Genomic DNA, 14,047 nt, shown 5'->3' on the forward strand with positions numbered 1-14,047 from the left:
GCACATCTGTCCGGGGTCGACGGACTCGACCCTTGCTTGGAGTGCACTCCAGCTGTTTAGGGTCGGAGAACATGAGCAAAGTGTGGTTCATTACCGGTGTATCAAGGGGTTTCGGGCGGGAATGGGCGCTCGCCGCACTGGAGCGCGGGGACCGGGTCGCGGGTACTGCACGCGATCTGAGCACCCTCGACGAGTTGGTCGCCAAGTACCCGCAGACCTTCCTGGCGCTGCGGCTCGACGTCACCGACCGCGCGGCCGACTTCGCCGCCGTGCGGCAGGCGGCCGACCATTTCGGGCGCCTCGACATCGTCGTGAACAATGCCGGCTACGGCCAGTTCGGCATGATCGAGGAGCTCACCGAGCAGGAGCTCCGGGATCAGCTGGAGACCAATGTGTTCGGCGCGGTGTGGGTGACCCAGGCCGCACTGCCCATCCTGCGCGCCCAGGGCAGCGGGCACATCCTGCAGGTCTCCAGCATCGGCGGCATCTCCGCCTTCCAGAACCTGGGCGCCTACCACGCCTCGAAGTGGGCACTCGAGGGCCTGTCCCAGTCCTTGGCTCAGGAGGTCGCGCCCTTCGGCATTCATGTGACCCTCATCGAGCCGGGCGGCTTCGACACCGACTGGGCCGGTCCGTCCTCGCGGCACGCCAGCCCCAATCCCGCTTACGACGGCGCCCGTGCGGCCCGCGCCGCCCAGCGTTCGTCGGTTCGCCGCGGTGACCCCGGCGCCACCGGGCAGGCCATCCTCGCCGTCGTCGATGCCGAGGAGCCCCCGCTGCGCATCTTCCTCGGCGAGGTTCCGCTGGCCATCGCCACCGCGGACTACGAATCCCGCTTGGAGACCTGGCGCAAGTGGCAGCCGATTTCGGTTGCCGCCCAGGGCAACTGAGTCGACGAACCCGACCCGGCCGGTCAGGCGGGCGGACCCGTCCTCCGGAGTCGTATCTCCGGTTGGTGGCCCGGCCCGCCGACCGGCCGGGCTTTTTCGCTGTGTGCGCCTGCCGGGGATCCCCGGTTCGGCCGAAGGCGTCCGACCAACGTCACGACACCTGTTGAGCGTTCAGTAAGTGTGAAGACGGCAGCGGATCGCGTCCTCGAGAGCGGCGTCGACGCCCAGCATCCCATCGCGCCCGACGCCTTCGACCTCGCCGCGGCGGTCCAGGCCTGCCAGCGGTTCGTTGAGCGGAGTCTCGCCGCCGGATAACTACAGTGAGTCCGATGACAGGTAAAGAGATGACGAAAAGGATCGCGACTCTTGCCGTAGCCCTCGCGGCGGTCGGTCTGCTCGGTGCTTGCAGTAGCAACAGCAGCGAGCCGATCCCGACCACCATCTCCACCCCGGCATCCGCGGCGGTCACCCCGGGCTCGCCCGCCGCCATGCTGGCCGCCACACCCTGGGAAACCACTTCCGCGACCGACGCCCACGGCACCGTGGTCCCCCTCACCGACGACCATGTCAAAAACTACGTGGGCTTCGCCTACTTCAAGTCCGACGGCACCTTCACGATGTTCAACCTCGACGACACTCCGAAAATGCACGGCGACTGGTCAGTCTCCCCGGACGGCAGAACTCGCACCATCATCGCGAAAAATGATGCGGGCCAAGAACAATTCACCCGTGTGGTCGACATCGTCACCTTGAACGATAAAGACTTCACCTACCGCGTCTATCCCACGGCCGACGACAGAACCGTCTACTTCGACATCATCCACACCCCGACGACCCACCCCGAACCCGCCAAATAATCCGCGCTCCGACAGGCGAATACCGCCCGCGTCGTCTCCTGATGCCGCGGGCGGTGCGGTCGATTCGCACCACCGCGTGCCCTATCGGAATGTCATTGCCGCCCATCAATTCCCGCGCCTGGTTCGCCGGGACCATGAGCACGCCGGTGCCGGTGGAGACCAGGATGAGGGCGTGGCACCGGCGTGGATGCTGGAAGGCGAACTGCTGGGCCGGCGCGCCACCCCGGGACAGGCCGAGGACATCGACCTGCCCGTGGATTCGAGTTTGCGCAGCAGCTCGCCCAGAATCGCGGCGAGATCCTGAATCTGTTGTCCCAGTACGGGGATGAGCCGTTGCTCGACGTCGTCGGCGGGCAGCGGCGTGCTCACGGGTAGAGCACCACGACGTCGGCGACGCAGGCGGGGCGGTTGCCGCCGTCGATCTCGTAGGTGAGGCCGAACACCGCCTCCACACCGGAGGTCTTCCGCTGGGCGGCATTCAGCGTCACCACCGCCCGAATCTTGGACCCCACCGGCACCGGCGCGGGGAAGCGGACCTTGTTCAGGCCGTAGTTCAGCGCCGCGGTGAGGTCGCGGATCTCGAGGACGTCGGCGATCATCACCGGCGCCAGCGAGAGCGTGAGATAGCCGTGCGCGATGGTGCCGTGGAAGGGCCCGTCGGCGGCCCGCCGCGGATCGGTGTGGATCCATTGATGATCGCCGGTGGCGTCGGCGAACAGCTCTACCTGCGGCTGGGTGATTTCGATCCACTCGGTGGTACCGAGCTGCTGTCCGGTCAGGCCGATCAGGTCGGCCGGTGAGTCGAGTCGTGTTGTCATGGTATGCCTTTCAGTGAGTGAGCACGAAGGTGCCGGGGGCCGGGTCCTGTGCCGGCAGATCGGGGGCGCCGAGGGTCGCCGGTGCGTCCCGGTCCGGTCCGCTACGTTCGGCGAGCCAGTGTGCGAAGTCGGGCCACCAGGAATCGGCTTGCTGCGCGGCGTTTTCCACCCATGCGCTCGGATCAGCGTCGTCGGGCGCGCCGACGCGATAGGCGGCCTTCGGATTTCCGGGCGGATTCACCAGCGCGGCGATATGGCCACTGGTGGACAACACGAATCGGCAATCCTTGCTGCCCAGCAGCCGGGCGCTGCGATAGCAGGCCTGCCACGGCGAGATGTGGTCGGCCAGCCCGGCCACCACATAGGTGTCCACGGTCACCCGCGACAGGTCCACGGGCGTCCCGAGCATGTGCACCCCTCCGGGGACGGTGAGCGAGTTGTGCACACCTATCAGCACCATGTCGCGGTGCAGGGCGGCGGTCATGCGGGTGGTGTCGGCATTCCAGAACAGCACGTCGAAGGGCGCGGGCGCGCGACCCTGCAGATAGTTGTTGACCCAGTACCGCCAGACCAGGTCGGTGGGCCGCAGCCAGGCGAACACCTCGGCCAGCGCGCGGCCGTCCAGGTAGCCGCGACGCTGGGAGACCGCGATGGCCGTCTTGGCGGTCTCCTCGTCGATGGCGGCCGCGGCGAATCCGGCGCGGGCCTGGTCGAGCACGGTCACCATCAGGGTCAGCCCGGCCAGCCGGTGATCCTGCCCGATCTCGGTGAGATGTGCCGCGGTCATGGCGGCCAGAATGCCGCCGGAGCATGACGCCTGCAGGTGGGTGCGTTCGGAACCGGTGATCGTCTCGACGGCGCCGAGCGCGTCGAGGATGGCCTGGCCGTAGGTGTCGAATCCCCAATCACGTTGCGCAGCAGAGGGATTGCGCCACGATATGGCGAACACCTGCTGGCCCTGCGACAGGAAGTACTCGATCATGCTGCGGTGCGGCGCGATATCCATGATGTAGTACTTGTTGATCACCGGCGGCACCATGAGCAAGGGCACCGTATGCACCCGCGGGGTCTGCGGCGCGTACTGGATCAGCTCGAAGACCTCGGTGCGCAGCACCACCGAACCCGGCGTGACCGCGACGTTCTCGCCCACCGTGAAGGCGTTCGGCTCCACCATGGCGGGCACCCGGGGCGCTCGGGTCATATCGCCGACGAAGCGCCGGAGCCCGCGCACCGCGCTCATCCCCCCGGTGTCGACCAGCGCCTTCCAACCCAGCGGATTGAGCAGCGGATTGTTGCTCGGCGACACCCCTTCGAGGACATTGTCGATCACGAAGCGCATCCACTGTTCGTCCTTCCAATCCAGATGTGCGTCGGTGAGCAGCTCGTCGGCGGTGTCGCTGGCGGCCAGATACGCCTGCATGCTGCGCTTCAGGATCGGATTGCTCTGCCAGGCCGGATCGGCGAAGCGCTTGTCGGCCTTGGCCGGAGCCCGTTGGGACCGTCCGCGCGCGATATCCGTCAGCTCGTGCCGTAGCGCCGACACCCGCTCGCCCACCACGCCGGGCCGCCGGGCCAGGTGCACGGCCAGCCGGCTCCAGGAATTGTTGGGCAGCATCCGGCGGCCGATGCCGACTGCCGAGCCGGTCAGCAGTAGATCCAGCGGCGCGGCCAGTTCGTCGGCCTGTGCTGGTTCGCGGGCGTAGTCGGAATTGGTCACCATGAGTCACTCCTCGTGGAATTGGGGGAATTCATGGCGAGAAAGGTAGGCCGCCGGCGCGCCGCTGCCATTGTCTCGTGGAGACGAAGATGAGTCCGGGTCTTGTCTTCCGCGTGCGGCAGCCGCTCGCGATCTCAGCCCTGCGGTCGCAGCACCGCCGGGCCGTACCAGTGGCAGGCCAGCAGGGCGAGTTCGACATCGAGCCGATCGCCGGTGATCGGCCGGCCGCGGCGCTCGATGGCCCGGCCGACGCGGTATTTCACGGAATTGAAATGCAGATCCAGTTCACCGGCCGCCGCCTTGAAACTCGAACCGGTGCGCAGGAATACGCGCAGGGTCTCGCGCAGGCGTTCGTCATTGCCGGTGTCGCAGGCCAGCTTTCCCAGTACCTCGCCCACCCACTCGCGGGTTTCGCCGAGATCGCCGCCCAGCAGCGCCGCCGCCGCGAGACCCGGTTCCGACGCGGCCAGCAGCGGATTCGGCAGTCCGCGGGCGAGCGCTACGCCGTGGGCTCGCTCGGCCTGCCGATGGGAGGCCCGGAAACCGTCGAGGCCCGGCCGGGCCGGACCGATGGCGATACCGGGCGGGCCGGACTCGGCGGAGACCCGGGCCCGAATGCGCGCGACCGGATCGCCGGGATCCGCGCGATAGGGCAGCCAGGCCCACGCGCCGGCCGGATCGGTGGCGACGAAGAGGGGATTCGCCTCCACGGCCAGCTCCTGGCCGAGCTCGCGGACGAACTGCTGCAGGCGGGGGATCTCGTCGTCCTCGGAGTCCGAATACCAGAGCACCAGCGCCACGTGATGCCAGCGCAGCGGATACCGGAGGGCCGTGGACACGGCGTCCGTGTCGATGGTCTTGCGGCTGGTCAGCAATTCGCGGACGCGTAGCGCGCGCAGGCTGTTCCGGCTCTCCAACCACCGCTCGCGCTCGTCGTCGTAGGTCACCACGACCTGCTCGGTGATGCGGTCGATGTATTCGAACAGGATCGCCGTGATGCGCTCGATGGCGGTGATGCGCTCGGCCGCCGGAATGTCCATGGTGTGCAGCTCGGTGAACACCATCTCGGTCATCCGGCGCTGCCCGAGCCGATATGCGCGCACCAGCGCATTGACCGGAACACCTTGCTGCGCAAGACGTCTGGCGTACTCGACGGCCGCGCCGGGGGCCTGGATGCGGTCCACCGGAATGTCGTGGCGCATGGCGTGCAGCAGGGTGTCCACATTGGCTTCGACGCTCGCGCCGAGCAGGTCCACCGTGCGGGGATCGCCACGCAGCACGACGATATCGTCCTCCAGCGCGTCGCGAATGGCGGCGCTCACCTGCGTCACCCTGACGTTCAGCCGGGCGGCGATCGCTTCCACATAGCGGCCCACCGCGACATCGCTATCGCGCCGCGCAACCGTCACCTCTCCACGGTAGATCTGCGACCGCGCGGCGGCGGCGGATTGGCCGAGCGGGTTGTCTCCCGGCGACAAAAGCGGCCAGGAACTTCGTTCACGCACGACGGTGGCGCGGCGGTCGGCGATTTCTACCGTGGTCGCCATCACTTTTCCTCCCGCAAGGACATAACTCATGAACCTCCCGGCACTACCCGATCGCAGGGCCGCCGCCCGTCCGACCGCCCCCGCCCTCGCCGACGACTGGGCCGACCTCGACAACACCCGATTCCTCGCGGCGGTGCGGCGGGCCGCCGCGACCCTGCGCGGGCACGGTCTCGGCGCGGGCGACGTGGTCGCGGTGCGGCTGCCCAATACCGCGGACCTGGTGGTGACGCTGTTCGCCGCATGGCGGCTGGGCGCGGCGGTCACACCGGTGAATCCGGCGCTGGTCGCCGACGAGATCGCGTACCAGGTGACCGACGCCGGGGCGAAGGCTCTGGTCACCGATGCGCCGATCGAGGGCCCGGGGTGCGCGGTCGTCCCCGTGGGTGAGCTGCTCGCGGGCCCTGGCATGGACGTCGAGCCGATCGACGCGGACCCCGGCGCGCTGGCCCTGGTCATCTACACCAGCGGCACCACCGGGCGGCCCAAAGGGGTCATGCTCGATCACGCCAACCTGCTCGCCATGTGCGGCATGGTCATCGACGCGCTGGATCTCAACGAGAGCGACCACAGCCTGCTCGTCCTGCCGCTGTTCCACGTCAACGGGATCGTGGTGAGCGTGCTCTCCCCGCTGCTGGCGGGCGGGCGCACCACCGTCGCGGGCCGGTTCGACGCGGGCACCTTCTTCGACCGGATCGAAAAGGCCCGTCCCACATACTTTTCCGCCGTGCCGACCATCTACGCCATGCTGGCCGATCGGCCAGCGGACGTACGCCCGGATACCTCGTCGGTGCGCTTCGCCATCTGCGGGGCCGCCCCGGCGAGCATCGGGGTGCTGGCGAGATTCGAGGCCCGCTACGGTATCCCGGTCGTCGAGGGCTACGGCCTGTCCGAGGGCACGTGTGCAAGCACGCTCAATCCGGTTGTCGGACTACGTAAGCCGGGTACGGTCGGTCTGCCGCTGCCCGGCCAGCGCGTCCGCATCGTCGGTCTGGACGGCGACGACACACCGGTAGGGGAGGCGGGCGAGGTCCTGATCTCCGGCCCGAATGTCATGCGCGGTTACCTGAATCGGCCCGAGGCCACCGTCGCCACCGTGGTGGACGGCTGGCTGTACACCGGCGATATCGGGCGGCTGGACGAGGACGGCTATCTGGTCCTGGTGGACCGGGCCAAGGACATGATCATCCGCGGCGGCGAGAACATCTATCCCAAGGAGATCGAGACCGTCGTCTACCAGCTGCCCGAGATCGCCGAGGCGGCCGTCGTGGGCCGGCCCGATCCGGTCTACGGCGAACAGCCGATCCTGTTCGCCGCCCTCACCGCCGGCGCCGCCCTGGATGCCGACAGCATTCGGGAGCACACCCGCCGGGGATTGGCGAAATACAAACTGCCGGTGTCCATCTCGATTCTCGACGAGCTGCCCAAGAACGCGGTCGGCAAGATCGACAAACCCGCGCTGCGCCGACTCGACGCGCAAACACGTTGATTACCAACACTTTTCAGAAATGAGCATCGTCATGGGATTCATCGAACCCGATCTGCCCGCCGTGGAGCCCGAGCACTTCCTGCGGCTGCCGCTCATGGAGCGCATGCGGATCCTGGCCGTCAACTGGGCCGAACACGGCTTCGGTTCACCGCGCGTGGTGCACACGATCTACATTCTGAAACTGATCGTGCTGTACGCCCTCGGCGGCATCGTCGTCGCCACCACCACCTCACACCTGCCCGCGTTCTGGCACGTGAGCCAGTGGTGGAATCAGCCGATCGTCTACCAGAAGGCCATTCTGTGGACCGTCCTGCTGGAGAGCATCGGCATTGCCGGGTCGTGGGGGCCGTTGGCGGGCAAGGTGAAACCCATGACCGGCGGCATCCGGTTCTGGGCGCGGCCGCGCACCATCCGGCTGCGGCCGTGGACGTGGGTGCCGTTCACCGCGGGCGACCGGCGCGGCTGGTTCGACATCACGCTGTACGCCGCCCTGCTGGTGAGCGTGGCCGTCGCGCTGTTCTCGCCCGGCGTGCACAGTGATTCGCTGTCGGCGGCGGTGCCGGGCAATACCTCCGGCCTGGTGAATCCGGCGCTGCTCGTCGCGCCGATCGTGCTGCTCGTCCTGAACGGGTTGCGGGACAAGACCATTTTCCTGGCCGCGCGCGGCGAACAGTACCTGCCCGCATTGTTCTTCTTCGCGGTGTTGCCCTTCGTCGACATGATCATCGCGCTGAAACTGCTCATCGTCGTCGTATGGGTGGGCGCGGGTGTGTCGAAGTTCGGCAAGCACTTCGCGCTGGTGGTGCCGCCCATGGTGAGCAACAGCCCGTCGGTGCCGTTCACCTGGTTCAAACGCGCGCACTACCGGGACTTCCCGCGCGATCTGCGCCCGTCCCGCATCGCCGATGTGATGGCGCACGTCGGCGGCACCACGGTCGAGGTGATCGCGCCGCTGGTGCTGCTCTTCTCCACCAACCGCTGGCTCACCCTGGCGGCCGTCGCGGTGATGGTGATCTTCCATCTGTTCATCGTGTCGACCTTCCCGCTGGCGGTGCCGCTGGAATGGAACGCGCTCTTCGCCTACGCGACGGTGTTCCTGTTCCTGGGCTTCCCGAACTGGCACGGCTACGGCGTCTTCGACATCTCCTCGCCGTGGCTGGCCCTCGGGTTGATCGCCGGGCTGCTGGTCTTCCCGATCCTCGGCAATTTCCGGCCCGACAAGGTGTCGTTCCTACCGTCCATGCGGCAGTACGCCGGCAACTGGGCCTCGGCGGTGTGGGCCTTCGCCCCCGGCGCGGAGGGCAAACTGGATCAGGTGACGCGCTCCGCCAAGAACCAGGTCGACCAGTTCGTCGAATTCGGGTACGAGCCCGCGTGGGCCGAGGTGACCATGCAGCAGGTCGTCGCCTGGCGCACCATGCACAGCCAGGGTCGCGGCCTGTTCTCGGTGCTGCTGAAGAACCTGCCCGACCTCGATGCCCGCACCGTGCGCGAGGGCGAATTCCTCTGCAACTCGGTGATCGGCTTCAACTTCGGCGACGGGCACCTGCACAATGCGGACTTCGTCGCCGCCGTGCAGCGCGAAGCCCGCTTCGAACCGGGTGAGGCGATCGTCGTGTGGGTGGAGTCGCAGGCGTGGGGCAGCAAGGTGCAGCACTACCAGGTCATCGACGCCGCACTCGGGGTGATCGAGCGGGGCGCCTGGAAGGTCGCCGACGCCGTGGCGGAGCAGCCCTGGCTGCCCAACGGCCCGATCCCGCTCGCGGTCACCTGGACCCGGCCGCAGCCGGCACTGCCCGGCCCGGCGGAGATTCGCGCCGAGCAGGCGCACGGTCACGGAGCGCTGGCATGACCACCGCGACCGTCGTCGGCGGCGGGCCCAACGGACTCGCCGCCGCCGTGGCCCTCGCCCGAGCGGGTGTGCGGGTCACCGTCTTGGAGGCCGACCGGGAGATCGGCGGCGGCACCCGCACCGTGGAGGCCATCGTTCCCGGCCTGCTGCACGACCACTGCTCGGCGGTTCACCCGATGGCCGCGGGCTCGCCGTTCCTGCGCGAACTCGGACTCGATCGATACGGATTGTCCTGGCGCACACCAGAGATCGACTGCGTGCACCCCCTCGCCGACGGCCGGGCCGGCGTCCTGCACCGGTCGGTCGAGCGCACCGCCGCCGGACTCGGCCGCGACGGGCAGCGGTGGACGTCGTTGTTCGGCGCGCCCGCCGCCCGCTACGACGCCCTGGCCGAGGACATCCTGCGACCCCTGCTGCGGGTGCCCCGGCACCCGCTGACCCTGGCCCGCTTCGGCGCACCGACCCCGCTGCCCGCCTCGGCGCTGGCCCGGATCTTCCGGACCGAGGAAGCGCGGGCGCTGTTCGGAGGTGTTGCGGCGCATGCCTTCCGGCCGCTGCACCTGCCCATGACCTCGGCCATCGGCCTGGGCATCCTCACCGCCGGGCACCGTTACGGGTGGCCCGTGGCGGCCGGTGGCTCGCAGGCCATCGCCGACGCGCTGGCGGCCCTGCTCGCCGACCTCGGCGGCAAGCTCGAGACCGGCGTCCGGATCGAGACGGCCACCCAATTGCCGCAGGCCGACCTCACCATGTTCGATCTGGCCCCGGAATCGGTGGCCGAGATCCTCGGCGACCGGCTGCCATCGCGAATCTCGCACGCGTACCGGCGATTCCGGCGCGGACCGGGTGCGTTCAAGGTCGACTTCGCGGTCGCGGAGGGTGTGCCCTGGACCAACCCGGACGCCCGCCGCGCCGGGACCGTCCATCTGGGCGGTCCGTTCGTTGAGGTCGCCGCCGCGCAGCGCGAGATTCGTGCCGGTCGGCTGCCCGAGCGACCGTTCGTCCTGGTCGGCCAGCAATATCTGGCCGACCCGCAACGCTCGGTGGGCGACGTCCACCCCGTGTGGGCCTACGCGCATGTTCCGCACGGCTATACCGGCGATGCCGCCGAGGCGATCATCGGACGCATCGAGCAGTTCGCCCCCGGCTTTCGCGACCGCGTCATCGGCTACACCGTCCACCCGACCACCGAGTTCGCCACCCACAACCCGAACTTCACGGGCGGCGACATCATGACGGGATCCAAGGACATCCGCCAGCTCCTCTTCGGACCGCGAATCACCCTGTCCCCGTATGCAATCGGAATCCCCGGCATGTACATCTGCTCCGCCGCGACCCCACCCGGCCCGGGTGCCCACGGCATGTGCGGCGCCAACGCCGCCGAGGCGGCCCTGGCCTATCTCGGATCCGTGTGAGGACTGCGACTTTCGCCGACTACCGGGGGTTCCGCATCGAACCGTCGATGCGGGCGATGGCCGCGTCGAGTGCCAGCTCGATCGTGTAGTCGAATTCCTCCTGCTTGTCGAATCGCGCCAGGTAGGGAGCGGCTTCCGCGACGGCGGGCAATCCCGACTGTTCGAGCGTCGCCTGGCGTGCTGCGATCCCGGCGATGTCGCTGGTTCCGTAGGTGGGGCCGGCATTGACTTCGCGCAGCAGGGTGCCGATGAGGGCGGCCACCATCGTCCGCATCAGATGGACCGCTTCCCGTGGGTCGCAGCCTGCCGCGAGAAGTACTTCCAGAACGGCTTGGATCGGTGCCAGGCCCTCCACCGATGCCAGTTGCCGCGTGAGCACCAGGGCGGCGGCCGCCGGATGCAGCAGAGCGCGATCGCGGAACGCCTCCGCGATGGCTCGCAGGTCGCCGCGGAGATCACCGCGACGGGCGGGCAGCTCGATCGAGCCCAGGAGATGCTCGGCCACCGCATCGAGCAGCCCGTCCTTGCCGTCCACGTAGTTGTACAGGCTCTTCGGATCGACGCCGAGCACGCGTGCGACCGCTCGCATCCCGACAGCGTCGACGCCGTCGCCGTCGATCACCGTGAGGGTCGCTGCGACGATCCCCGCCCGGGTGAGCTGGCCGGTCCCTTTCGGGGGCCGTCCCCGGCGCGTCGAGGGGGCTGGGCTGGTCATGCGGCCATTCTGCCGCACACCCTTGATTAAATCCACACCGTGGGTATATCGTCACGACCGCATAAAACCCACGCTGTGGATATTGGAGTCCGGCATGCGTTTCCCCTGGGGCACTTCCGATGTGGTCGATCTACCGACCGTTGGAACCCGTATCGACACTCTCACCGATCTCGCGCACGTCGAGGGCGGTCCGGGCGCACGGCTGCGGGTCGCTCGTGAACAGGCTCGAGCGTTTCGTCGCGAATTCCCGGGCACCGGCACCCCCGACAGCATCACCACCTGCGATCTGGTGACCCTGCCCTACCCGACGCGGTTCGGTCTGTTCCGCGCCTCGCGGGCGATCGCGCCGTTCCTGTCGATCACCAACCGAATGCTCGTGATCCGCTGGCAAGACTCCGGCGGACGCCCCCGCACCCTGCTGTTCGAGCCCTCCGACGTCGAACTCGGCCGCTACACACCGTATTTCGACAGTCTCTCCCAGCGGACCCCGGCGATGATCGAGCGGCGGATGGTCACCGAACACGGCACGGTGCTGGGCCATCTGTCGCGCCTGGGGATCGCGCGCGACGAGGTCGACTATCTGATGTTCGACCACCTCCACACCCAGGACCTGCGGCGCTGGATCGGGACCACCGTCCATCAGACCGACCTCGACACCACACCCGCGGCGATCTTCCCCAACGCCAAGGTCATCGTTCAACGCGACGAGCTCGCGGGCATGGCCGAGCTGCATCCGCTGCAGCAGCCGTGGTACCAGCCCGCCGCCTACCGGGATGTTCCCGCCGAGGCGTTCCTGCCCATCGAGGGCTCGGTCGTCCTCGGGCCCGGTGTGGCCGTGGTCAAGACTCCCGGGCACGTGTTCGGCAATCAGAGCCTGGTGGTCAACACCTCGACCGGGATCTGGGTCAGCAGCGAGAACGTGATCGCGGCCGAGGCGCTCACCCCGGAACACTCCCGATTGCCGGGGCTGGCGCGGTGGGCGCGGGAATGGCGACAGGAGATCGTGCTCAACGCCAACACCATGGAAACCACCGCCGACCAGTACAACTCGATCATCCTCGAGAAGACGCTGGCCGACCGCAGCCAAGCCGACCCACGCTTCCTGCAGTTCTTCCCGTCCAGCGAACTCACCGGCGTGTGGACGAACCCGGGTACCCACCCCACCTTCCACCACGGCCACCTCACTCATGGCCCTCAGTGCTGAGGAGAGACCAACCATGTCTTCACGATTCACCCTGCCGCCCGAGGCCGTGCTGCGCGCTCGGGAGCAGCTGGTCCTCGATCATTTCCACGACGAGGTGGCCCAGGACTGGGACGCCACGCTGTCGACGTTCCCGCACCCGCACTACGAGCTGATCGCACCGATGGTCGTCCACGACGGCGACACCGAGGTCCGCGACTACTACCGCGACACCCGCGTCGCGTTCCCCGACCAGGACCACGAGATCATCGCCCTGCGCCACAGTCACGACGCGGTGATCGTCGAATTCTGGCTGCTGGGAACCCATTTGGGGCCGCTGGGCAAAATCCCGCCCACCGGGTCGGCCCATCGGACCAGGATGACCGCCTATTTCGTGTTCGACGAGCACGAGCACCTGGTGATCGAGCGGATCTATTTCGACCAGCTCACCGTCCTCAAACAACTGCTGGCCGGGCTGGACCGACGCAAACCCCGCGACCTGCTCACCCTCGTGCGAGCCCTCGCCGGAGCTACCGCCACCGGCGGCGAACCCGACCCGCGCCTGCTGAACACCACACCCCCGGACCTCGGCGACTGACTCCCACGATGGACTCGAACGAACGCAAGGAGAAGACCACAATGCGTGCACTCATCGGCGGATGGCAGCCGCGAACTGGGACGGCAGCAACCCGATCCAGACCATCGACGCGGGCCTCATCCGGGGCGATCCCGCAGTGATGACGGCGATGTTGGAAGCGCTGGGATGAAAGTCCACCACCTCAACTGCGGCACAATGCATCCCCCACGCACCCCCGCGGGGTTGGTGTGCCATGCCCTGCTCCTGGAGACCGACACCGGACTCGTACTGGTGGACAGCGGGCTGGGTCTGCGCGATGCCGCCGACCCCGCAGCCCGATTCGGTCCGGGACGCTTCTACGTGCGCCCCAGGTTCGACGCGAACGAGTCCGCCATCCGGCAACTCGAACGTCTCGGCTTCGACCCGCGTGATGTCCGCGATATCGTGCTGACCCACTTCGACGCCGACCACACCGGCGGGCTCGCCGACTTCCCTTGGGCCAGAGTTCATCTCACCGCCGATGAAGCGAATGCCGCCCGGCGACCGGCAGGTTTCCTCGAGCAGGCCCGCTACCTGCCCACCCACCGCGACCACCACCCGACACTGGTTTGCCACACCCCCGGCGACGGTGATCCCTGGTACGGCTTCGCCGCCGCCAAGGAACTCACCGAGATCGCACCCGGCCTCGTCATGATCAGCCTGCCCGGCCACACCCGCGGCCACGCCGCCATCGCCGTCGACACCGGCGGACGATGGATCCTCCACGCCGGCGACTCCTTCTACCACCACGGCCAGATCGACGGCCTCGGCCCGGTGCCACGAGCCCTGACCGCGATGGAACGCTTTGTCGCGCACGACATGAACGCAGTTCGCGCCAACCACGAACGCCTCGCCGAGCTGTGGACCGGGCAGGCCCCCGACCTGCTGCTGATCAATGCCCACGATCCTTTCCTGCTGCGCCGTGCCCAGCAGATCGGCACCGGCACGGGGTGA

The 14,047-nt window shown here is 68.2% G+C and carries 13 protein-coding genes and 1 pseudogene; 9 read left to right on the plus strand and 5 right to left on the minus strand.

Annotation, left to right across the window (positions count from 1 at the left end):
* Positions 1–71: 71 nt before the first annotated feature.
* From ABZ909_RS00535 to ABZ909_RS00545, 3 genes are all read left to right on the plus strand, one after another.
* Positions 72–890, plus strand: coding sequence for an SDR family oxidoreductase (locus ABZ909_RS00535; protein ID WP_356995456.1), 819 nt, complete (start codon positions 72–74; stop codon positions 888–890).
* A gap of 180 nt (positions 891–1,070) precedes the next feature.
* Positions 1,071–1,205: a hypothetical protein gene (locus tag ABZ909_RS00540; protein WP_356995458.1), complete on the plus strand. Its 135-nt coding sequence runs from the start codon at positions 1,071–1,073 to the stop codon at positions 1,203–1,205.
* A gap of 14 nt (positions 1,206–1,219) precedes the next feature.
* Positions 1,220–1,747: a DUF4822 domain-containing protein gene (locus ABZ909_RS00545; RefSeq protein WP_356995889.1), complete on the plus strand. Its 528-nt coding sequence runs from the start codon at positions 1,220–1,222 to the stop codon at positions 1,745–1,747.
* Between the two features lie 121 nt (positions 1,748–1,868).
* Here the strand turns inward: ABZ909_RS00545 and ABZ909_RS00550 are convergent.
* From ABZ909_RS00550 to ABZ909_RS00565, 4 genes and pseudogenes are all read right to left on the minus strand, one after another.
* A pseudogene (locus ABZ909_RS00550) lies at positions 1,869–2,044 on the minus strand (alpha/beta hydrolase); the annotation flags it as partial.
* A 68-nt stretch (positions 2,045–2,112) separates the two neighbouring features.
* Complete coding sequence (locus tag ABZ909_RS00555) at positions 2,113–2,565, minus strand: MaoC family dehydratase (protein WP_356995460.1); 453 nt, start codon at positions 2,563–2,565, stop codon at positions 2,113–2,115.
* A 10-nt stretch (positions 2,566–2,575) separates the two neighbouring features.
* A complete protein-coding gene (locus tag ABZ909_RS00560; RefSeq protein ID WP_356995462.1) occupies positions 2,576–4,285 on the minus strand; it encodes an alpha/beta fold hydrolase in 1,710 nt (569 codons plus the stop codon).
* A 131-nt stretch (positions 4,286–4,416) separates the two neighbouring features.
* Entirely contained in the window at positions 4,417–5,829 is a 1,413-nt protein-coding gene (locus ABZ909_RS00565) for a helix-turn-helix domain-containing protein (RefSeq protein ID WP_356995464.1), read from the minus strand.
* 28 nt (positions 5,830–5,857) lie between these two features.
* Here ABZ909_RS00565 and ABZ909_RS00570 point away from each other — a divergent pair, with 28 nt between their 5' ends.
* The 3 genes from ABZ909_RS00570 to ABZ909_RS00580 are packed head-to-tail and all read left to right on the plus strand — an operon-like array spanning position 5,858 to position 10,582.
* Complete coding sequence (locus ABZ909_RS00570; RefSeq protein WP_356995466.1) at positions 5,858–7,315, plus strand: AMP-binding protein; 1,458 nt, start codon at positions 5,858–5,860, stop codon at positions 7,313–7,315.
* Positions 7,316–7,346: 31 nt separating this feature from the next.
* On the plus strand, positions 7,347–9,167 hold the full coding sequence (locus tag ABZ909_RS00575; protein ID WP_356995890.1) for a DUF3556 domain-containing protein: 1,821 nt from the start codon (positions 7,347–7,349) through the stop codon (positions 9,165–9,167).
* Positions 9,164–10,582: an NAD(P)/FAD-dependent oxidoreductase gene (locus ABZ909_RS00580; RefSeq protein ID WP_356995468.1), complete on the plus strand. Its 1,419-nt coding sequence runs from the start codon at positions 9,164–9,166 to the stop codon at positions 10,580–10,582. Before ABZ909_RS00575 ends, ABZ909_RS00580 begins: the two co-directional genes overlap by 4 nt.
* A gap of 19 nt (positions 10,583–10,601) precedes the next feature.
* On the opposite strand, the gene ABZ909_RS00585 is transcribed toward ABZ909_RS00580, so the two are convergent.
* A complete protein-coding gene (locus ABZ909_RS00585; RefSeq protein WP_356995470.1) occupies positions 10,602–11,297 on the minus strand; it encodes a TetR family transcriptional regulator in 696 nt (231 codons plus the stop codon).
* Between the two features lie 94 nt (positions 11,298–11,391).
* Here ABZ909_RS00585 and ABZ909_RS00590 point away from each other — a divergent pair, with 94 nt between their 5' ends.
* The 3 genes from ABZ909_RS00590 (at position 11,392) to ABZ909_RS00600 (ending at position 14,047) form a co-directional block, all read left to right on the plus strand.
* Positions 11,392–12,501 carry a hypothetical protein gene (locus tag ABZ909_RS00590; RefSeq protein WP_356995472.1) on the plus strand — a complete coding sequence of 370 codons (1,110 nt, stop codon included), beginning with the start codon at positions 11,392–11,394 and terminating at the stop codon, positions 12,499–12,501.
* A gap of 13 nt (positions 12,502–12,514) precedes the next feature.
* Entirely contained in the window at positions 12,515–13,075 is a 561-nt protein-coding gene (locus ABZ909_RS00595) for an ester cyclase (protein WP_356995474.1), read from the plus strand.
* Between the two features lie 165 nt (positions 13,076–13,240).
* A complete protein-coding gene (locus ABZ909_RS00600; protein WP_356995476.1) occupies positions 13,241–14,047 on the plus strand; it encodes an MBL fold metallo-hydrolase in 807 nt (268 codons plus the stop codon).

Source organism: Nocardia sp. NPDC046763 (assembly GCF_040645495.1).
Classification (GTDB): domain Bacteria; phylum Actinomycetota; class Actinomycetes; order Mycobacteriales; family Mycobacteriaceae; genus Nocardia.

Excerpts from the sequence above, each read along its gene's own strand:
- ABZ909_RS00535 (WP_356995456.1), top strand. The coding sequence starts at position 72 with ATGAGCAAAGTGTGGTTCATTACCGGTGTATCAAGGGGTTTCGGGCGG.
- ABZ909_RS00545 (WP_356995889.1), top strand. The coding sequence starts at position 1,220 with ATGACAGGTAAAGAGATGACGAAAAGGATCGCGACTCTTGCCGTAGCC.
- ABZ909_RS00555 (WP_356995460.1), bottom strand. The coding sequence starts at position 2,565 with ATGACAACACGACTCGACTCACCGGCCGACCTGATCGGCCTGACCGGA.
- ABZ909_RS00560 (WP_356995462.1), bottom strand. The coding sequence starts at position 4,285 with ATGGTGACCAATTCCGACTACGCCCGCGAACCAGCACAGGCCGACGAA.
- ABZ909_RS00565 (WP_356995464.1), bottom strand. The coding sequence starts at position 5,829 with ATGGCGACCACGGTAGAAATCGCCGACCGCCGCGCCACCGTCGTGCGT.
- ABZ909_RS00570 (WP_356995466.1), top strand. The coding sequence starts at position 5,858 with ATGAACCTCCCGGCACTACCCGATCGCAGGGCCGCCGCCCGTCCGACC.
- ABZ909_RS00575 (WP_356995890.1), top strand. The coding sequence starts at position 7,347 with ATGGGATTCATCGAACCCGATCTGCCCGCCGTGGAGCCCGAGCACTTC.
- ABZ909_RS00580 (WP_356995468.1), top strand. The coding sequence starts at position 9,164 with ATGACCACCGCGACCGTCGTCGGCGGCGGGCCCAACGGACTCGCCGCC.
- ABZ909_RS00585 (WP_356995470.1), bottom strand. The coding sequence starts at position 11,297 with ATGACCAGCCCAGCCCCCTCGACGCGCCGGGGACGGCCCCCGAAAGGG.
- ABZ909_RS00590 (WP_356995472.1), top strand. The coding sequence starts at position 11,392 with ATGCGTTTCCCCTGGGGCACTTCCGATGTGGTCGATCTACCGACCGTT.
- ABZ909_RS00595 (WP_356995474.1), top strand. The coding sequence starts at position 12,515 with ATGTCTTCACGATTCACCCTGCCGCCCGAGGCCGTGCTGCGCGCTCGG.
- ABZ909_RS00600 (WP_356995476.1), top strand. The coding sequence starts at position 13,241 with ATGAAAGTCCACCACCTCAACTGCGGCACAATGCATCCCCCACGCACC.